Raw genomic sequence first — 21173 nt, 5'->3', positions numbered from 1 at the left:
TTTCTAAACAGAACCCGCAGCTCTCAAGCGTTCGTCCTGCATGACTTGTTCCGCACGGCGCATTTTTTCGCAAGTCTCGAGCCTTTGTTCCGCGAAACGGTCAAGCGCGCCGCGTTTGCGGGAGCGGTCCTTGATCAGGGTTTCCGCTTCAATCGACAGTCCGGCTCTAAGGGCTGCATCAATGGTAATGCGCTCAAACACATCGCGTTGCGCATGCGATCCGCCGATCATCGTCAAATTGCTGCGCGCAGACGTCAACAGAGTGAATGCGGATGCATAATTGCCTTTGCGGTACTGCTCCAGACCCAATCCGGTCGGTAGGCCAGCTTCTGCGGAGATATGGCCGATATCGGTTTCCAGTTCTGCGCGTTTTTTGAGGCCGGTTAGCAGACGGTCCGCTCCCATCCTCCGGCCGCCATTCAAAAGCGCCAGGAGATAGTGAAGGTCGGCAAAGACATTACAGCCATCTTCGGCGCGTTTGTCCGAAAGGAGAGCCAGTTCGTCCCACCGGCTGCCGATATCGACGCCTTCCAGTTCGAGGCGCACCAAGAGGGATGCCGCGTTGGAAATGTCCCGGTAGTCGTCGGTCTTGTCTTTTCGAATGTCCCGGTCATAAAGCATCAGGGCTTTGTCGGCCTGGCCTTGATCCAGATACATCAGTGCCAGATGCCACCAGACGTGATAGCCAAAATTGTTGCAATGGGCCCAGCCGTCCGGGTGATTTTCCAACCAACCTGCACCTTCTTCGGTGCGGCCCGTCATGTCATGCACATGGGCAACCGCATGAAGCCCCCAGGCATCATCGCGAGCAAACTCAAGGCCTTTGCGTCCGGCAGCTTCGGCAAGCCGGTAGTCACTGGTCTCCTCAAGCGAAAAGGCGCGGCACCCAAGCACATACCCATAGGCGGGATGATGTTCGTCATAGTCTTCGAAGACCCCATCGATGGAGGTGCGCATTCCGGCTGCATCCCCCAAAACGAATCGGATTGCGTGAACCAGCTTCAATAGGAACGCATCGCGGGGGGTTTTTTGAAGGGCGGAATCCAGAAGGTCGGCCGAGCGGCTTGGAAATCCATTTAACCAGGCGGCTAAAGCTTCGATAATCGCTCTTTCCCGCTCTGTAACGGGTGTGTTCTCGGCAGATGTCCGGGCAATGGACAGGCACTCTTGTGCGATCGTCACCAATTCCCTGCGGCCCAGCAGAAGACAAAACAAACCGCGCGCCGCATGCCCCAATGCGAAGTTCGGCGAATCTGACAAACAGCGCTCCAGATGTTCGGGCGTTGTTTTGCCATGCGCCAAAAACGCTGTGACGGTCTTGTTCCAGTCATCAGCGGCAGCGGGGCTTGTGAGTGTGATATCGTATCCGAATTGATCGCTAAGACGCATGGTGAGCCTTTGTGGCTGTCCGGTTGGTGGCGCTGCTTCCAGGAGTAAGAACGAGGTGGCAGCCAGCCTCAACGGAGGATCTATATTCAGTCCAAAATCCGCAGCTACCGCATGAACTGCAAAACACAAATTGGTGTTGGCGTCGTGTTGATTGGAAATTCCTTTGACTGCGCGCAGAGGATCGCTACTGAAGGAACGCTATCGATTCCGGAATAGTGACAATGGGGATGGATTAAGAACAATGGCTGTGCCGCTCAAAAGCCCGCAGACAGCAATTGCGGCAATCGCGCTCGGCATTCTTGGGCTAATCGCGATCGGCGCCTATGCAGCCGTTGGGCCGCGCCAGGGCATGGCTGTTCTGATTGGTGGGATTGCCGGCATTGCGCTCTACCATGCAAGCTTTGGCTTCACGGCGGCGTGGCGCCGGATTGTCACGGAAAAACGCGGCGGAGGTCTGCGCGCGCAATTTGTCCTGATACTCCTAACCAGTGCCGTTTCATTTCCCCTAATTGCCTGGGGAGCCAGTCTTGGCTGGCCGGCTGGCGGTTTTGTTTTTCCATTTGGTGTGGCTGCCGCCCTTGGCGCCTTCATGTTCGGTGCAGGCATGCAGCTTGGCGGCGGCTGTGGATCGGGTACTTTGTTTACTGCGGGCGGCGGCTCGACCCGCATGATGATCACACTGGCTGCCTTCATTCTGGGATCAGTATTGGCAACCGCACATGTGCATCTTTGGGGGCGTTTGCCAAAGATGCAGCCAGTGTCGCTGATCAAGGAATTTGGTCCCCATGGCGCCTTTTTGCTGACAGCTGCTGTGCTCGGTACCATTGCGCTGGCAACGGTTTGGATCGAGCGCCGCGCTCACGGTGATCTTGCGCCGGCCCGCAAAACAGAATCTGTGTTGCAAGGTCCATGGTCGCCGATGTTCGGCGCCGTCATGCTGGCCGTGGTTGGGATCGCAACTTTTGTCGTCGTCGGCCGCCCGTGGGGCATTACGTCAGCCTTTGCGCTTTGGGGCGCTAAGACGTTTCAGTTTTTCGGGATCCCGGTCGAAACCTGGCCCTATTGGAGCTGGCAGCAAGGCGCACTTGAAAACACAGTCCTGCGCGATACGACCTCTGTCATGAACTTCGGCATCATCTTCGGTGCCATGGCCGCTGCGGCTCTGGCCGGAAAATATGCCCCAATCTGGAAACTGACCCAACGGGATGTTCTGACCGCGATTGCAGGCGGCCTTTTGATGGGGTACGGCGCGCGGCTCGCCTATGGCTGCAACATCGGCGCTTATCTTGGCGGCCTTGTATCTGGGTCGTTACACGGCTGGCTGTGGTTGCTCTTCGGCTTTCTCGGATCACTTGCTGGCGTTCGGCTCCGGTTGAAACTCGGCATGGATTAACGAAACACCGCAGCGGCAAACACCTGATTGTGACGTGGTTGTGAGATCGCTCAAGCTACGGTGCTCCTCCGAAAAACTATTTTTTTGTTGGAGGTGCGCCTGATGCGCTGGGCTTTACTTTCTCTATTCGCTTGCTTCCTTAGCGTGGGATCTGCATTTGCAGACAGTCTGGCACCGCGCGAAGGATTGCAGGTCATGCCGACCACGTACGCTTATCCGGATCTGGTTGATCGCGTGAAAACGGCGGTAAAGGCAGAAGGTATGCTGGTGGTGACGCAGGCCAGTGCGTCTGCCGGCGCCAAGGGGCGGGGACTTAGCATCCCAGGCAATCGGATCATCGGCGTCTACCGGAACGACTATGCGATCCGCATGTTAGAGGCATCCGTTGCCGCTGGGATCGAGGCTCCGATCCGGTTCTATGTCACTGAAAACCCGGATCAAACGGCGACCTTGTCCTGGAAAACACCAAGTTTCGTGTTTGCACCGTATATGGCGGAAGGCGGAGAGGCGCTGTCCGAGTTGGCACAAGAACTCGATGGTGTGTTTCAGACCATCGCGGCCAAGGCTGTTGCTAATTAGGCGCGACATGCTCTCCAAGTAACAGCTAAAGAAATTGCCTGTTTAGAAGGCAGGTAAGACCAGCTTTTGAGCTTGTTTTGCAGCTGATTCTCACCAACACTCAGTAGTGTCTTCAACGTGAGAAAGGAGGTGCCCATGTCTAGTGAGTATCGGAATTTGGCCCAGTGTCTGGGTGAAATGGAACGGTGCTGGAGCAGCCTCTGGTATTGAACGGTTTCACTGGGATTTGATCCGGACCAAAGGTCAAACGATCTCATGAGAGGGCCGCTCAGCGGCCCTCTTTTCGTATGTTGGATCAGATGAGACCCACTGATTTGCGCACGTCCTCATCGCGCAAAGAACAATCAATGCCCCGATAGGTGTCGCCGGCATCCGTACACAGCCAGCAAATTGTCTCGCCGACCCATTCGGCTGGAATATGGACCGAGGGATCAAGCTGGCTGACCGGATTGATGCCGGAGGCCTTGATGTCGACTTGCATTTTTGTGGCCACTGTTCCCGGGCTGAGGCCCACAACCCGGATGCCCTTGTCGCCGAATTCCTTGTCACTGCAACGGGTCAGGGACAATGCAGCAGCTTTTGAAGAGCAATATTGGCTCCAGCCTTCCAAGGCGCTAACGGCTGCGCCCGAGCTGATGTTGACGATAGTACCGGCACCTTTTTCAAGCATATGCGGGGCAACCGCCCGGATGCCGTGATAAACACCCTTCACATTGATATCGATGACCTGTCCCCAAGCTTCGGGATCAGACTCTTCGATCCGGCTGATCGGCTCGATGACACCGGCGTTGTTTACCAGGATATCGATCCCGCCAAATGTATCGATCGCAGTTTGCACCGCCTTGGCGACAGCTTCGTAGTTGGCCACATCGCAAGTGATCGCGATTGCCTCGCCGCCCTCGGCTCGAATGTCTTCCGCGATTTTGGTGATGTTGCCGCTGGAGCGCGCCGCCAGAACGACTTTTGCGCCGTATTTGGCAAGGCTTCTCGCACCAGCTTCACCGATGCCCCGGCTGGCTCCGGTCACTAGGGCAACGCGGCCTTTCAGGTCAAACATTCAAGATCCTCTTCGTCTTGGCCCGCGAGGGCCGGTCCATGTTTGTGATGAACCTAATGCGGACAGCATCTGGAATAAACAGCCTAACTTCACGGTTGTCGTGCAAATCGGTCACGAATTGTGCATGGCGAGGGTGGGCCGCAGCCTTGTGATTGACTTTTTGGTGCCGCTCTTGTCGGTTGGAGAAGCGAAAGATCACGCAACGGGGCTTCATGAATGGCGGCAGAAAAAACGGATCTGCAAACGCGTTTGCGGCAATTGTACTTCGGTCATTCAGCCAGCGCCCGGACCTTTCGTTATCTCCTTCTTGCGTTTGATCTGATCACGATCGGCTATTTCATAGTCTCGGCAATCATCGATCCGGACCGGCACCACCACGAACTTGATTATGCGATCGCTGTTGTTTTGGCTCTGGATTATGTTGCCCGGCTGATCGCCTCAGGAACGCGGTGGAGATATGTTGTCAGCTTCACGTCCCTTGCAGATGTGGTGGTCGTCATATCGCTCATCATTCCGGCGTTTTTGGAGAACTTCGCATTCTTGCGTGTGATCCGCATGCTCCGCCTGCTGCGCTCCTATCATCTGCTTAAGGAGCTCAGGGACACATCAAAATGGTTCCGGCGGAATGAGGAAATTCTTCATTCTGCGGTCAACCTGTTTGTTTTCATTTTTGTCGTGACTGCGATCGTTTTTGTGGTTGAACATGACAGCAATGAAAACATCAACAATTACCTGGATGCACTCTATTTCACTGTGACCACGCTGACGACAACTGGCTTCGGCGACATCACCATGACCGATACGACCGGACGGTTGTTGACGGTCCTGATCATGATTTTTGGGGTCGCGTTGTTCCTACGGTTGGTGCAAACGATATTCAGGCCGGCAAAAGTCAATCTGCCCTGTCCGGATTGCGGGCTGAACCGGCATGATCCGGATGCGATTCATTGCAAGCACTGCGGACGGACCCTCAATATCCCAACCCATGGTGCGTGGGACTGACGAAGGCGGTGCTTGAACCAATGATCGCGGGCTTGTGATCTCACTCCATCTGGATTTTTCCCGGGTTTGGGACAACCTCTCCAGTGCATCTGGCAATCAAAAGGCCGGCTGTCAGATTGGAAAAGCGCGAAGGGTTTTCTGGACCGCGATCGGGGAGGGGCGTGTGAAACCGAAACAGCTTTGGGCACTGGGACTTGTAGCCACAGTGGCGATCGGGGGAATGGCAGCAAACGCAGAGTCAGCGCCATGTGGCGAAGAAATGCCCTGCACAGTATCCGGCGGCACCTATTACATCCATCTGCCTGCGGGCCACGATCCGTCTCAACCGCTTGGCGCGGTCCTCTATCTTCATGGCCACCGGGGGAAAGCAATCAATGCGCTGAAGAACAAAAGCTTTCAGCGCATGGCGGATGAGTTGGGTGTGGCCTTTGTTGCGGTTCAAGGCGTCAACGGGACCTGGTCTTTCCCCACCGCACCCCGGAACTTGCGGGATGAGCCTGTTTTCTTCGACAGCGTGCTTGAGGATTTGGCGAAGCGCTTCGGCGTTGATCAGGACCGCACCCTTTTGACAGGGTTTTCATCCGGTGGATTCATGACCTGGTACCTGGCCTGCGAACAATCGGACCGGTTTTCTGGATATGCACCAATTGCCGGAGCGTTTTGGGAACCGCTGCCACAAAACTGTCCAACGGAACCGCCCTATCTGTTCCACGTTCATGGAACCAGTGACACGGTCGTTCCGCTTAAAGGCCGCTGGCTCGGTGGCGGGCAATGGAAACAAGGTGACGTTTTTGAGAGTTTCGAGATCTGGCGCCGCCAGACGGGGCTGACTGAGACGGCTCCTGAGACACTGACAGACGGTGAGTTGTCATGTGAACGCTGGCAGCCCGAACAAGGGCTATTGGAACTTTGTTTGCACGACGGCGGTCATAGTGTCCGCGCAGAATGGATCAGCCGCGCCTGGACACTGTTATCGGACATAAAAGGTTGGACAGGCTGACGGATCACCGAAGGCTGACACGAAAGTGAGCCAATGCGATCTCATGTAGCGGCCACTACTGTTGACGGACACCCGGCTCTCATGTCCTTTTCCCGAACCATCAGCGACAGGATGATCCGTGCAGCAAACCGCTACTTCTCCGGGGGCCTTATCCGGCCTTCTAGTACTTGATCTTTCCCGTATTCTGGCAGGTCCGACCTGTACTCAGATCTTGGGTGATCTTGGCGCGGAGGTGATCAAGATCGAGCGCCCGGGCCGCGGCGATGACACCCGAGGCTGGGGACCTCCATTCTTAAAAGACGCAGAAGGCAACGACACCGCCGAAAGCGCCTATTACCTTTCCTCCAACCGCAACAAGGTCTCTGTCGCGATCGATTTGGCGAGCGAAGACGGGCAGCAATTGGTCCGGGATCTTGCAGCCAAGGCCGACATTCTGGTCGAAAACTTCAAGGTGGGAGACTTGAGCCGGCGCGGGCTTGATTACGAAACGCTCAAAACTCTCAATCCGAAGCTGATCTATTGCTCGATTTCTGGATTTGGCCAGACAGGTCCGTATGCTCATCGTGCAGGGTATGACTTTCTTATTCAGGGCATGGGTGGGATCATGTCGCTAACCGGCTTTGACGATGAAGACGGCGGCACCCAGACCAAATGCGGTGTCGGCATTGCCGATGTCATGTGCGGCATGTACGCCTGTGTGTCGATCCTGGCGGCCGTTAATCACCGGCGCAATTCGGGAGAAGGGCAGCACATCGACATCTCCCTGCTCGATGCCCAAGTGTCCTGGCTGATCAACCAAGGTGTTGCCCATCTGGTGTCCGGAGACGTGCCCGGTCGGCTCGGCAATGAGCACCCGACCATCGTGCCCTACGAGACCTTTCCTGCGGCTGACGGACCCTTCATTCTGGCGGTTGGTAACGACACTCAGTTTCAGAAGTTTTGCATGATTGCAGGCGCTCCGGAGTTAGCGGAAGATCCGCTGTTTTCGACGAATGCCGACCGGGTCCGCAACCGGAAAACACTCATCCCCAGAATCCGCCGGATTACGATTGAACGGGACGCTGCGGACTGGATTAAAACCTTGGAAGACGCCGGTGTGCCCTGTGGTCCGGTCAACGATTTGGGACAAGTCTTCACCGACCCTCAGATCTTGGCTCGGGATATGAAAATCAATTTGCCGCACCCGGTCAGCGGGTCTGTTGATCTGATCGGCTCGCCGATCAAGATGGATAAGACACCAGTTGCCTACCGTTCCGCTCCACCAACACTTGGGGCCAATACGGCCGATGTTTTGAAGCGGCATCTGGAATTGAACGATGATGAAATCGCAGGACTGGCCGAGAAGGGCGTTCTGGATCTTGGGCACTGTGTTTCTAAAATAGGACAAGAAAAAGCATGACCACCGGCGCGGATATCATTGCCCAGAAGCTTCATGGTGCTGGCTGCCGTCATGCCTTCGGGATCCCGGGCGGCGAAGTGTTGGCGCTCATGCAGGCTCTCGATCAGGCCGGACTGAAATTCGTGCTGGTCAAACACGAAAATGCCGGCGGCTTCATGGCCGAAGGCGGCTGGCATGCGGATGGTGCACCGGGCGTTCTGCTGGCAACGCTGGGCCCGGGAGCGGCCAACGCCATCAATGTGGTCGCCAATGCCTGGCAGGACCGGGTTCCCCTAATTTTCTTGACCGGCTGTGTCGATCACGGGGAAGCGGAAAGCTATACCCATCAGGTCTTTGATCATCAACAATTGCTGCGCCCGATCGTTAAGGCCAGCTTTTCCGCCCGCCTCAGCGCGCTTGACGTGATGATGGAAAAAGCTCTGGCGATCACCCTCGACGGTCAGCCCGGTCCGGTGCACATCGATGTGCCGATCAAGGTTGCAGAAACGGAGACGGCTGAAACCTGGTCACCATCCTTCCGGTCGAAACCGGGAGCCTCTGCACCGCTAGCCGGCCCGGACCTGAACACTGCACTTGAGCTTTTCAAAAAGGCCGAGCGGCCCATCGCGATTGCCGGAGTGGATGCAGTCAATGAAGAGGCTTCGCAGGCCATCACAGAGTTTTGCCGGAAATTCCGGATCCCGCTGGTGACCAGCTACAAGGGCAAAGGCCTTCTGGATGAAAATGATCCGCTGGCGCTGGGGGGAGCTGGGTTGTCGCCAAAAGCTGATGGCCACCTACTGCCGCTGATCAATCAAAGTGATTGCATCCTGTCGCTCGGGTACGATCCGATTGAGATGCGTATCAATTGGCGCAATCCATGGCCGGCCGATGCACCGGTGATTGACGTGACGCCGGTGCTTCGGACCCATGGCATGCATGAAGCTGCGGTCACCTTGCGAAGCATCGTTGGCCCAGCGTTAGACGCTTTGTCTAAGGCCCGCGATGCGGCAAGCCCTTCCTGGCCGGACGGCGAACCGGAGGCTGTCCGGAAGAACCTTAGCAAAGCCTTCGCACCGGAACCCGCAGGCTGGGGACCAGGCACGGTCTTCCATGTGCTGCGTGACGTCATGCCGGCAGACACCGTTGCAACGGCGGACAGTGGTGCGCACCGGATTCTCGTCAGCCAGATCTGGCGCTGCTCAGGCCCAAGGCAAATGCTGCAGTCCTCCGCGCTCTGCACGATGGGCTGCGCTGTACCGCTGGCCATGGGGCACAGGCTTGTCGATCAGACTGCGCCAGTGATCGCTTTTGTTGGCGATGCTGGGCTTGAAATGTGCCTCGGTGAACTCTCCACGTTGCGGGATCTGAAGATCCCGGTGATCATTTGTGTTCTGGTGGATACCAGCCTGGCGCTGATCGAACTCAAACAACGCAACAGCCAGCGTCCGAATGTCGGCGTTGATTTCGGCGAGACTGATTTCCCTGCAGTCGCCCGAGCTTATGGGGGGCACGGAGTTTGGGTAGACAACGCCGGGGAGTTGAAAAAAGAAGCCGCCGATGCCCTTGTCCGGGATGGGTTTACCTTGCTTGCCTGCCGCATTGCGCAACGATCTTACGACGGCGCCTTTTGACCATTTGGCCAAAGATATTAGACAACTAACGAATACTGGACCTTCCAATTTCAGGTAGCTATGCTGCACCTGCGAAAACGAAAAATCCCGGGAGGGGATTGGGAGGAGAGCTGATGGAGATCTGCCGGACCAAGGCGGATATGCGGTTGATCGTGCGCGGTTGGCGGCGCGAAGGGGAAACCGTCGCCGTCGTGCCCACGATGGGATATCTGCACGAAGGGCACCTGTCGTTGGTTCGCAAGGCCAAGGCAGAAGCCGACCGCGTGGTGACCACCATCTTTGTCAATCCCACCCAATTTGGCCCGAACGAGGATCTCGACACATACCCGCGTGATGAAGCGCGCGATCAGGCGCTCTTAGAGCAAGAGGCGGTTGATGCTGTCTTCATGCCGAGCGTGGAAGAAATGTATGGCGCCGGCGGAGATACCTATGTCGAGGTGCCGGGCCTCTCGGCAATCCTGCAGGGCGCTCTTCGGCCCGGCCACTTCCAAGGTGTTTCGACGGTTGTCACCAAGCTCTTCAACATCGTCACACCGGATATCGCTGTCTTCGGCGAGAAGGATTACCAGCAGTTGGTGCTGATTAAACAGATGGTGCGCGATCTGGATGCGCCACTGAAAATTATAGGCCACTCGACAGTGCGCGAAGCCGATGGCCTCGCCATGTCCTCGCGCAATGTCCGCCTCAGTTCTGAACAGCGCAAAGAGGCGCTCACACTGAGCCAATCCTTGAACGAAGCCGAACAGCTCGCCAAAGGCGCGCCACAGATCAATGACTTGGAAGCTGCTGTACGCGGCATTCTTAGTGAAGCGTCGTCCGGAAAAGTGGAAAGTGTCGACATTCGCGATGCGGAAACGCTTGCCGAATTGGGCGGTCCACTTGACCGGCCAGCTGTCATCCTTCTTGCCGTCCGGTTTGGAACGGTTCTGCTGATCGATCAGCGGGTTGTGTCACCCGCTGCCTGAGCATTGGCCACCAACAATCTAAATTGAAAGGGCCTGATATGAGCGCTCAAAAACCCGTCCGCCGCATCACCGCGCCGCAAATTGCCAAGCGCAAGGGCGCTGAACCGATCGTCTCGCTGACGTCCTACCATGCCCACACGGCGGCCATTGTCGACAAATACGCAGACTTCATTCTGGTCGGCGACAGTCTCGGCATGGTGATGCACGGCATGGAATCCACCGTCGGCGTTTCGCTTGATCTCATGATCATGCACGGCAAGGCCGTGGTGCGCGGAACCCAGCGCGCGCTTGTGGTGGTCGATATGCCCTTCGGCACCTACGAAGAAAGCCCGTCGGAAGCGTTCCGCAATGCCGCCCGGGTGATGAAAGAAACCCAATGCGGTGCGGTCAAACTGGAAGGCGGGGCGCGCATGGCGGAGACCATCCGCTTCCTGACCGAGCGCGGCATTCCTGTGATGGCGCATATTGGCCTCACCCCGCAATCGGTGAATGTGATGGGTGGTTTCAAGACGCAAGGGCGTGAAGAGGAAACCTGGTCCATTCACGAAGAAGACGCCAAAGCCGTTGCCGAAGCTGGGGCCTTTGCGCTGGTGCTGGAAGGCATGGTCGAGCCGCTAGCAGCCAGGATCACCAAACAGATTGCCATTCCGACCATCGGCATTGGCGCCTCGGCAGAATGTGATGGCCAGATCCTGGTTCTGGAAGACATGCTCGGTCTCAATCCCACGCCGCCGAAATTCGTCAAGGTCTATGGAAACCTCGGTGGCCAGATCGAAGCGGCGGTGAAATCTTATGCAGATGAGGTCAAGGACCGGAGTTTTCCGACAGAGGATCAGGTTTACCGGTGATCCGGTTGACGTTTTGAATGTTTCGCTCTCCGCTGAGGCCATTTCGCTGCTCAACGTGTTGAAACCTAGATTTCGATCCGCGTTCAGAGCTCCAGATGAGATGGAAAATACCCCGAACGAACATTCAGCTTAAGAGTTAAGTCGTGACGGGTGCGATAGAGAAATAATCGTTATTGTATTTCTTGTATAGGCAGAAGTGCCAAGTACCATTTGAGTGAATTCTATTTTGTTATTGCGATGTTTGTTTAAGTGTTGAGATTCGACGCTGAAGTGCAGAGTTTATTCACTGAGTGCGTGGTTTAAACGAGACAAAATATTTGTGGCCGTGATGCGGACGAGATCCTGTCGGCCTGAGATTTTGAGAAATGCCAGTTTGATCTTCTGAGTTTTGGTGCCGTTGAGGGTGTTGGACATGAAGGTGATACAGCAATTGGCCGTGTGGGCCGGGATCGGTTGGCTGTTATGCACGGGTACACACGCGGAAACCTACAAACTGGTTACTCTCAACTATCCGCCTTATGAATATCAAAAAGGAGATCAGGTCGACGGCATTGTTGTCCGGGTGTTGCGCCGGGCGTTTGCCAAGCTTGGCCACGAAATCGAAATCGAAGTCTTGCCTTGGAAACGGGCCTTGTTGATGGCGCGAACAGGGGCAGCTGACGGTATTTTCACGGTCTATAAAACCCAAGAACGTTTGAGTTTCCTGGACTACTCCAAAACCATCGTCATGCCGCAGGTCGTATCTTTATGGGCGCTCACGAACGTTGAAGTGCCCTACAATGGTGATCTGGCAAGTTTAAGCGATGTTTCGATCGGTCTCGTGGACGGCGTGAGTTACGGCGCCGCTGCCGATGAAGTGATTCACTCCGGATTGCTTAAACACTTGGAATATGCGCCAGATAGTCAGCACAATATTATGAAATTACTTGCCGGGCGGACGGCGGTGATCATGATGAACCGTTACGGTGCCATGTATCATCTGAAGAAGTTTCGATCCCTGAAGGATGTTAGGGAACTGCAGCCAGTAGTTTCTTCGGTACCGAGCTACATTGCCTTCTCAAAAAAACGCAAGCTGACTGCCCTCAGAGATCAGCTGGATACGGTATTGCAATCAATGTTGAAAGGTGGGGAGTTCGAAACAATCTACGATTCCTACTTTGGGCAATGAAAATAAGTTTTTTATTCGAGGTGTGGGTCAAAAAATAACGATAAATCATGAATTAATGTTCTAAATACTATTGGTATTTGTATTAACGTAAGTATTTTTGAAGTTTATTGTAATGAGTTTATTTTGAAGAAACCAATTAAGGATAGGTTGGCTTGTCTCTTTTTAATGGAGCTGATCATGATTAAAATCCTGAAAACTGTCATATTAGCGAGCGTGCTGGCCTTATCCGTTACCAGTGCAAAGTCAGAAGCCGTGAAATTGGTGACATTGGAATACCCGCCCTATGAATACAAGGACGGCTCCTCTGCTGACGGGATTGTTGTCCGGATCCTTCAAGCGGCCTTCGGAAAACTAGGGAAAGACATAACGATCGAGGTTCTACCTTGGAAACGTGCGTTGCATATGGTCAAGGAAGGCGATGCTGACGCCATTTTTACAGCTTACAAGAACGATGAACGGGTGAAGTTTCTTGATTATTCGGAAACCGTTTTGATGCCGCAAGTGCTCTCTGTCTGGGTTCAGAAAGGCAGTGATGTTGGTTTTGACGGATCCATGGATAGTATTGCTGACCACAAAATCGGGCTGGTTGATGGAATCAGTTACGGCACAATGGTCGATGAGGCAATTAAGGTTGGTACATTGAAGTCCGTTGACTATGCGCCGCAGAGCGAAAACAACATCAAGAAATTGATGGGTGGCCGGATTGATGCGATCATTATGAACAAATACGGCGCCATGCATCACCTGAAGAACCACAAAGGTCTCGACAAGGTGGTTGAACTACAGCCGGAGATATCATCTATACCGTCCTACATTGCCTTTTCTAAAAAGAACAATCTGGCAGGTCTTCGGGATCAACTGGATGGTGTTCTCCAAGAAATGATTGCATCTGGTGAATATCAAAAAATTATCGACACCTACTTCGCCGGCTAGAGCAGCTGGCGGTTGTCGCTTTGGCGCGGCAGGGTACCTGCAAAATTCCATGCCCGAATTTCGGCTGCACCTGCCGAGGTTCGGGCGTATGTTTGTTGCATGCTTATGATCCGACCAAATTTCGACACGCTCTATGATGCGCTCTTGAACCGCGACCCGGCTTACGACGGGCGGGCGTTTGTCGGCGTTGCCTCCACCGGGATCTTCTGTCGGTTGACCTGTCCGGCGCGCAAGCCCAAACGCGAGAACTGTACCTTCTATGAGACTGTATCGGAGTGTTTTGACGCTGGATTCCGGCCGTGCAAACGCTGCAAGCCGACAGCTCCGGAAGCGAGTGCAGATCCTGTGATCAGGACCTTGGTTGCTGAACTGGAGAGACGTCCCGGTTATCGCTGGGGCGAGCCGGATCTCCGCCGGATGGGTTTTGATCCCTCCACTGTGCGCCGGACGTTCAAACGCCACTTCGGGATGACATTTTTGGAAATGGCCCGCCAGCGCCGGCTGCAGGAAGGTTTCTCGGCCCTGGCAGAGGGGGGCAAGGTGATTGAAGCGCAGATCTCTGCCGGCTTTGAATCTCCAAGCGCATTTCGCGACGCTTTTGCCAAGATCCTGGGACAGGCGCCGGGGGCCTTTTCGTCCAATCCTCTGCTCAAGGCGGATTGGGTGTCGAGTCCACTCGGACCGATGATCGCCATCGCCGATCAGTCCCAGTTGCACCTTCTGGAATTCCTGGACCGCAAAGCGTTGCCAACAGAAGTCAAAAAACTACAACGCAATGCCAGTGGGAGCCTCGGCTTTGGCCGGACAGAAATCACGGATCAAATCCAGGAAGAATTGACCGGATTTTTTGATGGCAACCGGGGCGCCTTCGAGACACCCTTGGCGCTACATGGCACACCCTTCACACGTGACGTTTGGCGCGAGCTTATCAAAATTCCGGCCGGCAGCATCCGCAGCTATTCAGATGTTGCAAAAGCGCTCGGACGGCCAGAAGCCGTGCGCGCGGTAGCCCGCGCCAACGGCGCCAATCAGATTGCGGTTGTCATCCCTTGCCACAGGGTCATGGGCGCCGATGGGTCTTTGACCGGCTACGGCGGCGGCCTGTGGCGCAAACAAAAACTGATCGAACTTGAGCGGGGATACCGGGCCGGGGCCGTCTGAATTTCTTACACTTCCAGTCCAACGGTTGTTTTCGTGTGTCCAAAACGATCTTAACCGCCGCGAGCCCTTTGCCGTGCTGCGTTCAGTTGAGCGGTTGAAAACGATTTCTTGTCTGGAATCTTGAACGTCATACCCGGCTGAATGATGTTCCAGTTTGATCCGATTTGATCCGCGTTGGCATCGTAGATGAGCGGAAACAGCAGGAAGTCCTCGTAGTACTGATAGGAAATCATCGAAAGGCTTTCGCCGGAAACAACCGTGTGGCGCCGGATCATGGCGGGCTGGTTGCCGTTGGCGGGGCCTGTGTGGGGATCGGATGAACCAGGTCCGGCAGGGGCTGGGCTATGGTCTGAATTCCGATGCATCACCTTTGCGATCGCTTGAACAAGCCTGGGCCAAAACCAGCCAAGGGTCATGGCGGTTCCGATCTGTTCCTGGGCCAGGGTGACTTGTGTGGGGAGCGTTTGCCCGACAACAACCCCACCGAGACCGGGGACCAGGTGGCTCAACACTTGTCCGGCCCGGGACTGTGCGTCTGTATACTCGTCGATATAGCCCAGTGTGGTGTATTTTTCTTCCGTCCAGGGTGTCCCGCCAACACCGCCGTGCGTACAGAAGAAATACTTCTCAGTGTATTGGGTCGCAGGGCTTTTCGGGGTGGCGTGGCAATAGCCGAAATTTGTCCGTGACCGGGCTGACGGGTCTCGCCGCGCATGGAGGCAGGTGCGGACATTTGGCGGAACATAGGTGTCGTCATCGCCAATGGTTGTTGTGCGGTCGACAGCATCGAACAGGACGAGGCATTCAACCGGGACGTTGGCCTTGTTCAGCATGTTCGCGGTTTTCAAGATGGCAGCGCCTCCGCGGCTGTATCCTGCCAGAAACACGGCCGGAACCTTGTTCGGCGACATCGCCTTGCGGCGGGTGTAATTGGCCATTGTCACGGCAAAGGTATTGATCGCGAGCCCACCGGTTTCGGTTCCAGCCATCGTGGGGCCCCGCGTGTAGTAAGAATATCCCTGCCAGTGCCCGATCCGGCCCATCTGATTGACGAAACTGTTCTTGAAGTCATTTTTATACTGGGTATCGTCGTCCGGCCCCGTGCCATCCACACCGGCGAATATAAACATGCTTTCCCCGCAAAATTGTTGTTGGCGTCGAGCAAAGTGAAATTAAGTATTTTGAGAGATTGGCATAAATACGCGGCTTTTCCCAAGGCCTAAATTTTTTGAATAGAAATGCCGTGGACTCTCAAATTCTTACAAAAATTATCGATGTGCCGTAGGGGAGGTTTTCGGCTTGGCGCTCTCAAGCATTTCGGCCAGCTCAAGGGCCGCTGTTTCGATTGGTTCGCCGCTCCGTTCGATCCGCGCCTGGATCAAGGCACCTTGCAACGCCGAAGTGCAAAGTTGTGCCAAGCGCTGCGCGCGGTCGTGGGTATAGCCGTCAGCGATCAACTTCTCCCTCAAGATCCCAATACGCGCTGAATAAGCTTTGCGGCCGGCCTGGGAAATCAAGCGCTCATTTGGTGCCAGCTCCAGCAAAACAGTGGTGATCGGGCAGCCGTCCCGGAAGCCGGACTGTTTCATCCAGCTGGCCAATAGGCGGGCATGGGCTTTCAAAAGGTCGCCGGTTGTCCCGGTTTTTCGGGCAAGATCTTCAAGCGTTTCTGCAACCCGTCTCCCTGCTTCTTCAACAGCGGCGATCGCAATAGACACCTTTCCCTCTGGAAAATAGTGATAGAGCGATCCTTTCGGCGCACCTGACCGGTCGACAATGTCATTGAGACCTGTGCTGGCATAACCCTGCCGCCGGAACAATGTAACAGCGGTGTCGATAATTGGTTTGCGGTGTTTTTGAACCCTCGCCATGTGTCACCAGATTTCAAAACTATATTGACTGGTCTAATTAAAAACAAATCTCCTATTCAGGCAACACTTGAAAGGAGGATGCCATGAACATCGAAATGAAACGGCTCGAAATCGGATCGCCCGGTGACACACAGTCCAATCCGGCCCTGGAGCTGGCAGCAGGGCTGATCGGCGCGCTGGGCAAGGCAAAGGTTTTGCCATTGCGGCCACAGGATGCAGCGCTGCTGGAGGGGTTGGAGACCTTTCGTTTTGAGGCAAATAACAGCAGATTGGCCTGGTCGGTCGGTTCGGGGCCAGTCGTCATTCTGGTTCATGGATATTCCGGGCGGGGCGTGCAAATGGCTGCGCTCGCCAGAACGCTTGCGGAAAAAGGGTTCCGGTGCGTGTTCTTTGACGCAGGTGGACATGGTGCGTCTGAAACTGAGAAGATCGGCTTTTCAACATTCATGACCGATACGCGGGATATCATTGCCCATCTCGGCGAACCGGTTCACGCCCTTATCGGGCATTCGGCCGGAGCCTTGGCCTTCATGCGCGCCCGGGCACTCTTTGGTATTCGCGCGCGGAAATATGCCGTGATCAGCGCTCCCCTATTTCCCTATGTCCCGCTCGCAACCATGCGCGGGAAGGGAGCGCCGGAACAATCCCTGGACTATGTCAAAGCGGTGCTCAGCGACCAGTTTCAAATGAGCTGGGCGTCTTTGGTCAAAGGAGAGAGTTTTGCATGGGAAGAAGGCAAAGAAATTCTGGCGATCTACGATACGGAAGACCCGCGGGTCCGGCATACAGACGCCGATGAGATCGGCAGATTGTGGCCAGGCACGAATATCTTCAAAACCAGCGGTTACGGCCACAACCGCATTCTGAAAGCACCCGAGGTTCTGGAGGCCGTAGCTGAATTTCGTGAAACGGTAACCGTGAGGGTTGGGTAGAAAAATGGCGGAGAGAGGGGGATTCGAACCCCCGGAACGCTTGCGCGCTCAACGGTTTTCGAGACCGCCCCGTTCAGCCACTCCGGCACCTCTCCGCAGGACTTGACAACAAACGGGTGTTCAAGTGGCGCGGAACATACTGAAGCAGTTGTGCCTTCGCAAGGCCCAGTTTGTCCGGCGCTTGATTTATCCCAGATGAATGATACCCATCTGGGACAACGCCAGTTGTCACGGCCGTTTGGCGTAGCGGTTTTGTGCCAGCAGGCGGGTAAAGCCCGTCTTTTGCGCGATTAAACGTTGACTCCAAGGCCAAGCTCAGTATATTCCGCCTCGCTCGAAAAGGTCCGCTTTCCGGGCTGATTTGTCGTTCAAGGCCTGCCGGGCTGTTCGCTATCCAAGCAAACCCAGCACAAAAGACCTTGTCCCTCCAGGTAAAAACCTGACAGGACAGGCGCCTCAGTTCGACCTTAAAAGACAGTCCCAGCTTTACTGCCGGGGCATGTTCAAAAATGAAAAGAAGGACGTGCGAGACATGTTCGCAGTGATCAAAACTGGTGGCAAACAGTATAAAGTTGCCGCTGACGACCTCCTGAAGGTCGAAAAACTCGATGCCGAAGCTGGCAGCACCGTCACCTTTGACGAAGTGCTGATGGTTGGCAACGACACAGACACCACCGTTGGTGCGCCGACCGTTGAAGGTGCCAGCGTTGTTGCGGAAGTGGTCGATCAGGGCCGTAACCGCAAGGTTATCATTTTCAAAAAGCGCCGGCGTCAGAATTCCCGCCGCCGCAACGGCCACCGTCAGGCCTTCACCCTTGTTAAGGTGACCGACATCCTGACTGGTGGTGCAAAACCGGCCAAGAAGGCTGCGCCGAAAAAGGCAGCGCCGAAGGCTGAAGAGAAAAAGGACGACGCACCGGCGGCTGATGCAGGCGCGGACGACCTGAAGAAACTGGATGGCGCCGGTCCGGCTGCTGTGAAAAAACTGAACGAAGCTGGCATCACCACGTTCGCTCAGATCGCAGCAATGGGCGCTGACGACATCGCCCGCGTTGAAGAAGAAACTGGCCTGAAGGGCAAGTTCGAGCGCGGTAACTGGGTTGAGCAGGCGAAAGAACTGGCTGGCAACTAAGCCGCTGTTTCGAAACCTGACGAGTAAGAATTCGAAGAACGAGGAGTTCTAACGATGGCACATAAAAAGGCAGGCGGTTCATCCCGCAACGGCCGCGACTCAGCTGGCCGCCGTCTTGGCATCAAAAAATATGGTGGTGAAGCCGTGATTCCAGGCAACATCATCGCACGTCAACGTGGCACCACATGGCACCCGGGCACCGGTGTGGGCATGGGTAAAGACCACACAATTTTTGCGACCGTTGAAGGCAAAGTTGAGTTTCAGGCGAAAGCCAACAAACGAACTTTCATCAATGTGGTCCCAGTGGCGGAAGCTGCGGAGTAAAGCCGACGTGAAGTTTCGAAGCGCCGGCGTCCCATCAAGACCCCGGCAATTCGAGACAGGTCAGCAACCAAGACCAGTCAAAGATCCAAGGGGAAGATGGGCCGCCATCTTTCCCTTGATTTGTTTTGGCTGGAGGAAGTTATGGTTGTTGAAAGTGATGGACTGTTAGACGAAAGCAGTTTGGCCGCGGCCCCGTTGCCGCAGGAAGCGGTTCATGTGCGGCTCGACAAACCGCGCATGGACGATTTGGCGGATCTTGTGTTCCTGGCGAACAACAAACAAGTGGCAGCGAATCTGTCCACTATGCCGCATCCTTTTACGGCGGAGGACGGCCGCGCGCTGATCACCAAGGCGAATCTCAATTTGCATCGCTCAGAGGGTTTTGCCATCCGGCTGAAAAGCACTGGCCGGCTGATCGGTTTGACCCGCTATGCCAATGTTGAGCCGGGTGGTCCGGTCCATATCGGCTACTGGCTGGGCGAGCCGTTCTGGGGCCAGGGATTTGCCACCGAAGCGGTGCATGCGCTGGTCGATCATGCCTTCATGTACACCGACATCGAAGAGCTGCAGGGCTCCTGCCGCGTGACCAATCCGGCATCGCGCCGGGTGCTGGTGAAGTCCGGGTTCCAATACCGCGACCAGTCCATGATCCGCTCTGTTGGTGCAGGCGGGTCGGTGCCGATTGAGCGCTATACGCTTGAGCGGACTATCTGGAAGTCTTTGAAAGGTTGGGGGCAGGGCCGATGATCACGTTGCCGGAGTTAAAAACCCGCCGTTTGATCCTGCGGCCGGTCCAGCTGTCCGATGCTTCTGCGATTGAAGAACTGGCCGGCAAGGATTTCAACGTGGCGCGCTGGCTCACATCCTTTTCCTGGCCGTACGAAGACGGCAGTGCCGAGGAATTTCTTGGATCGGTTATTGGAACGGATCCGCAGGAAACCGAAGCCATTTTCGCCATCACACTGGGTGGTGTGTTCATCGGCATCGTGGCGGTAGAAGCGCCGGGCGATCTGACCGAATTGCCGGACGATCCGACCTTGGGATATTGGATTGGCCGGGCGTTCCAGGGCCATGGTTATGCGAGCGAGGCCGTGGAAGCGGTGTTGGCCTGGGCATTCGAGGTCTATGGAGCAAATGCCTTGGCCGCGCGCGCATATGAAGAAAATACACGGTCGCGGGCGTTGTTGCGCAAAGCCGGCTTCAAGCCGTATGCGCTCACCGAACGCCACGCCAAGGCATTGGACCGGAAAGTGTCGAATGTCGTTGTGCGTTTGGAGCGCAACGAGTTCGAAGCCCGGAGGCAGGTGGCATGATGCCGACGGAGATCCAGGCGCAACGGCTGGTTCTTCGGCCTTTGGCAATGAGCGATGTAGCGCGGATTGTCGAATTGGCTGGTAATTTCGAAGTTGCCAAAATGCTTGGAGTTGTTCCGCATCCTTATTCGGCAAAGGATGCGGAAGACTGGATCCGGCAGACCTTTTCCTTTGTTGAGGGCGGCGAACGTGCCTTTGCGATTGACGATGGTTCCGGATTGATCGGTTCGATCTCGCTTGGCAAGCCGGGAAAAACAGCTTCGCTTGGATATTGGCTGGGAGAGCCCTACTGGGGCAACGGTTATATGGGCGAAGCGGTGAAAGCTGTGTTGGAGTGGTTTTTCAGTACGACCGATGAGGAACTTGTCGTGTCGGGCGCACTGGATGAAAACACGGGCTCCCAGAAGATTTTGGAAAAAGCCGGCTTTGGCCAAAACGAACTCCGACTTCTGCATATCCCGTCGCGTGGTGTGGAATTGCCAGCAAGCCGCGTTTTTCTAACGCGCAACGAGTTCGAAGCCCGGAGGCAGGTGGCATGATGCCGGCGGAAATCCGGACGCAGCGGCTGGTGCTTAGGTCTCCGCAAATGAAGGATTTGGACACCTGCGCGGAGCTCTTGGGCGACTACGACGTCGCCAAGATGCTCTCGCGGGTGCCATATCCGTATGAGCTTGAGTCCGGCAGGGCGTATCTCACGAAGGTCGCCGAAAATTGGCAGAAACCTGAAAACGCGGATGAGTTGGCCTTCCATATTGACCATGACGGTCAAATGATTGGCTGCGTCTCCTTCAAAAAGTTGCGGGCGACCCCGGAATTCGGCTATTGGCTAGGCAAGCCTTTCTGGGGCAAGGGATACATGAGCGAAGCGGTTCATGCAGCAACCTGCTGGTTGTTTGAAAACACCGCTCACATGGTCCTGGCCGGAGAAGCCATGGAAGAGAATCCGGCTTCCCTGAAAGTATTGGAAAATATCGGTTTCCGTGTCGTCGGCGAGGTGGGCTGTAACAGCGTGTCCCGCGGGGGTAGTGTTCCTGCCGTACGCGCCGAATTGCACCGTAGCGAGTTTATGACCGGCCATTGATTGGCAATAAGAT

The 21173-nt window shown here is 55.5% G+C and carries 22 protein-coding genes and 1 tRNA gene; 18 read left to right on the top strand and 5 right to left on the bottom strand.

Annotated features, from left to right (window positions below; translation table 11 throughout):
• Positions 1 to 3: 3 nt before the first annotated feature.
• Complete coding sequence (locus ACOOFE_RS24000) at positions 4 to 1389, bottom strand: tetratricopeptide repeat protein (protein WP_420412374.1); 1386 nt, start codon at positions 1387 to 1389, stop codon at positions 4 to 6.
• Between the two features lie 241 nt (positions 1390 to 1630).
• Between ACOOFE_RS24000 and ACOOFE_RS23995 the strand changes: the two genes are divergently transcribed.
• Complete coding sequence (locus ACOOFE_RS23995) at positions 1631 to 2782, top strand: YeeE/YedE family protein (protein ID WP_420412373.1); 1152 nt, start codon at positions 1631 to 1633, stop codon at positions 2780 to 2782.
• 195 nt (positions 2783 to 2977) lie between these two features.
• Positions 2978 to 3361, top strand: coding sequence for a DUF302 domain-containing protein (locus tag ACOOFE_RS23990; RefSeq protein ID WP_420412372.1), 384 nt, complete (start codon positions 2978 to 2980; stop codon positions 3359 to 3361).
• 295 nt (positions 3362 to 3656) lie between these two features.
• Here ACOOFE_RS23990 and ACOOFE_RS23985 read toward each other — a convergent pair whose 3' ends face one another.
• Positions 3657 to 4418 (bottom strand): SDR family oxidoreductase, encoded by a 762-nt coding sequence (locus tag ACOOFE_RS23985; protein WP_420412371.1) that lies wholly within the window; start codon positions 4416 to 4418, stop codon positions 3657 to 3659.
• 216 nt (positions 4419 to 4634) lie between these two features.
• Between ACOOFE_RS23985 and ACOOFE_RS23980 the strand changes: the two genes are divergently transcribed.
• The 9 genes from ACOOFE_RS23980 to ACOOFE_RS23940 all read left to right on the top strand — a co-directional run bounded on the left by ACOOFE_RS23980 (position 4635) and on the right by ACOOFE_RS23940 (position 14507).
• The gene (locus ACOOFE_RS23980; protein ID WP_141183760.1) at positions 4635 to 5420 is read left to right on the top strand and encodes an ion transporter; all 786 of its coding nucleotides are present in this window, start codon (positions 4635 to 4637) and stop codon (positions 5418 to 5420) included.
• A 163-nt stretch (positions 5421 to 5583) separates the two neighbouring features.
• Positions 5584 to 6420: an alpha/beta hydrolase family esterase gene (locus ACOOFE_RS23975; RefSeq protein ID WP_420412370.1), complete on the top strand. Its 837-nt coding sequence runs from the start codon at positions 5584 to 5586 to the stop codon at positions 6418 to 6420.
• A 118-nt stretch (positions 6421 to 6538) separates the two neighbouring features.
• Positions 6539 to 7819, top strand: coding sequence for a CaiB/BaiF CoA transferase family protein (locus ACOOFE_RS23970; RefSeq protein WP_420412369.1), 1281 nt, complete (start codon positions 6539 to 6541; stop codon positions 7817 to 7819).
• On the top strand, positions 7816 to 9432 hold the full coding sequence (locus ACOOFE_RS23965; protein WP_420412368.1) for a thiamine pyrophosphate-binding protein: 1617 nt from the start codon (positions 7816 to 7818) through the stop codon (positions 9430 to 9432). The genes ACOOFE_RS23970 and ACOOFE_RS23965 overlap by 4 nt, the downstream gene beginning before the upstream one ends.
• 113 nt (positions 9433 to 9545) lie before the next feature.
• Positions 9546 to 10397 (top strand): pantoate--beta-alanine ligase, encoded by an 852-nt coding sequence (panC, locus tag ACOOFE_RS23960; protein ID WP_420412367.1) that lies wholly within the window; start codon positions 9546 to 9548, stop codon positions 10395 to 10397.
• Between the two features lie 38 nt (positions 10398 to 10435).
• Complete coding sequence (panB, locus tag ACOOFE_RS23955) at positions 10436 to 11245, top strand: 3-methyl-2-oxobutanoate hydroxymethyltransferase (RefSeq protein ID WP_420412366.1); 810 nt, start codon at positions 10436 to 10438, stop codon at positions 11243 to 11245.
• A 412-nt stretch (positions 11246 to 11657) separates the two neighbouring features.
• Positions 11658 to 12413, top strand: a complete 756-nt coding sequence (locus ACOOFE_RS23950; protein WP_420412365.1) for a substrate-binding periplasmic protein — start codon at positions 11658 to 11660, stop codon at positions 12411 to 12413.
• Between the two features lie 177 nt (positions 12414 to 12590).
• Complete coding sequence (locus tag ACOOFE_RS23945) at positions 12591 to 13346, top strand: substrate-binding periplasmic protein (protein ID WP_420412364.1); 756 nt, start codon at positions 12591 to 12593, stop codon at positions 13344 to 13346.
• A gap of 99 nt (positions 13347 to 13445) precedes the next feature.
• Positions 13446 to 14507, top strand: a complete 1062-nt coding sequence (locus ACOOFE_RS23940; protein ID WP_420412363.1) for a bifunctional transcriptional activator/DNA repair enzyme AdaA — start codon at positions 13446 to 13448, stop codon at positions 14505 to 14507.
• Between the two features lie 50 nt (positions 14508 to 14557).
• On the opposite strand, the gene ACOOFE_RS23935 is transcribed toward ACOOFE_RS23940, so the two are convergent.
• A complete protein-coding gene (locus tag ACOOFE_RS23935) occupies positions 14558 to 15637 on the bottom strand; it encodes a LysM peptidoglycan-binding domain-containing protein (protein WP_420412362.1) in 1080 nt (359 codons plus the stop codon).
• Positions 15638 to 15775: 138 nt separating this feature from the next.
• Positions 15776 to 16378, bottom strand: coding sequence for a TetR/AcrR family transcriptional regulator (locus tag ACOOFE_RS23930; protein ID WP_420412361.1), 603 nt, complete (start codon positions 16376 to 16378; stop codon positions 15776 to 15778).
• An 83-nt stretch (positions 16379 to 16461) separates the two neighbouring features.
• Between ACOOFE_RS23930 and ACOOFE_RS23925 the strand changes: the two genes are divergently transcribed.
• Entirely contained in the window at positions 16462 to 17310 is an 849-nt protein-coding gene (locus ACOOFE_RS23925; protein WP_420412360.1) for an alpha/beta hydrolase, read from the top strand.
• Between the two features lie 5 nt (positions 17311 to 17315).
• On the opposite strand, the gene ACOOFE_RS23920 is transcribed toward ACOOFE_RS23925, so the two are convergent.
• Positions 17316 to 17405, bottom strand: a tRNA-Ser gene (locus tag ACOOFE_RS23920).
• Positions 17406 to 17842: 437 nt separating this feature from the next.
• Between ACOOFE_RS23920 and ACOOFE_RS23915 the strand changes: the two genes are divergently transcribed.
• The 6 genes from ACOOFE_RS23915 to ACOOFE_RS23890 all read left to right on the top strand — a co-directional run bounded on the left by ACOOFE_RS23915 (position 17843) and on the right by ACOOFE_RS23890 (position 21160).
• Entirely contained in the window at positions 17843 to 18442 is a 600-nt protein-coding gene (locus ACOOFE_RS23915; RefSeq protein ID WP_420412359.1) for a 50S ribosomal protein L21, read from the top strand.
• 54 nt (positions 18443 to 18496) lie between these two features.
• Positions 18497 to 18766, top strand: a complete 270-nt coding sequence (gene rpmA / locus ACOOFE_RS23910; RefSeq protein WP_008192734.1) for a 50S ribosomal protein L27 — start codon at positions 18497 to 18499, stop codon at positions 18764 to 18766.
• 141 nt (positions 18767 to 18907) lie between these two features.
• Positions 18908 to 19513: a GNAT family N-acetyltransferase gene (locus ACOOFE_RS23905; protein WP_420412358.1), complete on the top strand. Its 606-nt coding sequence runs from the start codon at positions 18908 to 18910 to the stop codon at positions 19511 to 19513.
• The gene (locus tag ACOOFE_RS23900; protein WP_420412357.1) at positions 19510 to 20079 is read left to right on the top strand and encodes a GNAT family N-acetyltransferase; all 570 of its coding nucleotides are present in this window, start codon (positions 19510 to 19512) and stop codon (positions 20077 to 20079) included. Before ACOOFE_RS23905 ends, ACOOFE_RS23900 begins: the two co-directional genes overlap by 4 nt.
• Positions 20076 to 20618 (top strand): GNAT family N-acetyltransferase, encoded by a 543-nt coding sequence (locus ACOOFE_RS23895; protein WP_420412356.1) that lies wholly within the window; start codon positions 20076 to 20078, stop codon positions 20616 to 20618. The genes ACOOFE_RS23900 and ACOOFE_RS23895 overlap by 4 nt, the downstream gene beginning before the upstream one ends.
• Entirely contained in the window at positions 20615 to 21160 is a 546-nt protein-coding gene (locus ACOOFE_RS23890; RefSeq protein WP_420412355.1) for a GNAT family N-acetyltransferase, read from the top strand. The genes ACOOFE_RS23895 and ACOOFE_RS23890 overlap by 4 nt, the downstream gene beginning before the upstream one ends.
• Positions 21161 to 21173: the final 13 nt, after the last annotated feature.

It is taken from the genome of Roseibium sp. (assembly GCF_965216085.1).
In the GTDB taxonomy this organism is placed as follows: domain Bacteria; phylum Pseudomonadota; class Alphaproteobacteria; order Rhizobiales; family Stappiaceae; genus Roseibium.
The sequence above is the reverse complement of the archived record's forward strand: the minus strand, read 5'-3'. Positions and strand labels throughout refer to the sequence as shown.

Excerpts from the sequence above, each read along its gene's own strand:
- ACOOFE_RS23915 (WP_420412359.1), top strand. The coding sequence starts at position 17,843 with ATGTTCGCAGTGATCAAAACTGGTGGCAAACAGTATAAAGTTGCCGCT.
- ACOOFE_RS23905 (WP_420412358.1), top strand. The coding sequence starts at position 18,908 with ATGGTTGTTGAAAGTGATGGACTGTTAGACGAAAGCAGTTTGGCCGCG.
- panB (WP_420412366.1), top strand. The coding sequence starts at position 10,436 with ATGAGCGCTCAAAAACCCGTCCGCCGCATCACCGCGCCGCAAATTGCC.
- ACOOFE_RS23890 (WP_420412355.1), top strand. The coding sequence starts at position 20,615 with ATGATGCCGGCGGAAATCCGGACGCAGCGGCTGGTGCTTAGGTCTCCG.
- ACOOFE_RS23935 (WP_420412362.1), bottom strand. The coding sequence starts at position 15,637 with ATGTTTATATTCGCCGGTGTGGATGGCACGGGGCCGGACGACGATACC.
- panC (WP_420412367.1), top strand. The coding sequence starts at position 9,546 with ATGGAGATCTGCCGGACCAAGGCGGATATGCGGTTGATCGTGCGCGGT.
- ACOOFE_RS23895 (WP_420412356.1), top strand. The coding sequence starts at position 20,076 with ATGATGCCGACGGAGATCCAGGCGCAACGGCTGGTTCTTCGGCCTTTG.
- ACOOFE_RS23980 (WP_141183760.1), top strand. The coding sequence starts at position 4,635 with ATGGCGGCAGAAAAAACGGATCTGCAAACGCGTTTGCGGCAATTGTAC.
- ACOOFE_RS23925 (WP_420412360.1), top strand. The coding sequence starts at position 16,462 with ATGAACATCGAAATGAAACGGCTCGAAATCGGATCGCCCGGTGACACA.
- ACOOFE_RS23900 (WP_420412357.1), top strand. The coding sequence starts at position 19,510 with ATGATCACGTTGCCGGAGTTAAAAACCCGCCGTTTGATCCTGCGGCCG.
- ACOOFE_RS24000 (WP_420412374.1), bottom strand. The coding sequence starts at position 1,389 with ATGCGTCTTAGCGATCAATTCGGATACGATATCACACTCACAAGCCCC.
- ACOOFE_RS23940 (WP_420412363.1), top strand. The coding sequence starts at position 13,446 with ATGCTTATGATCCGACCAAATTTCGACACGCTCTATGATGCGCTCTTG.
- ACOOFE_RS23950 (WP_420412365.1), top strand. The coding sequence starts at position 11,658 with ATGAAGGTGATACAGCAATTGGCCGTGTGGGCCGGGATCGGTTGGCTG.
- ACOOFE_RS23985 (WP_420412371.1), bottom strand. The coding sequence starts at position 4,418 with ATGTTTGACCTGAAAGGCCGCGTTGCCCTAGTGACCGGAGCCAGCCGG.
- ACOOFE_RS23995 (WP_420412373.1), top strand. The coding sequence starts at position 1,631 with ATGGCTGTGCCGCTCAAAAGCCCGCAGACAGCAATTGCGGCAATCGCG.
- ACOOFE_RS23990 (WP_420412372.1), top strand. The coding sequence starts at position 2,978 with ATGCCGACCACGTACGCTTATCCGGATCTGGTTGATCGCGTGAAAACG.
- ACOOFE_RS23965 (WP_420412368.1), top strand. The coding sequence starts at position 7,816 with ATGACCACCGGCGCGGATATCATTGCCCAGAAGCTTCATGGTGCTGGC.
- ACOOFE_RS23930 (WP_420412361.1), bottom strand. The coding sequence starts at position 16,378 with ATGGCGAGGGTTCAAAAACACCGCAAACCAATTATCGACACCGCTGTT.
- rpmA (WP_008192734.1), top strand. The coding sequence starts at position 18,497 with ATGGCACATAAAAAGGCAGGCGGTTCATCCCGCAACGGCCGCGACTCA.
- ACOOFE_RS23945 (WP_420412364.1), top strand. The coding sequence starts at position 12,591 with ATGATTAAAATCCTGAAAACTGTCATATTAGCGAGCGTGCTGGCCTTA.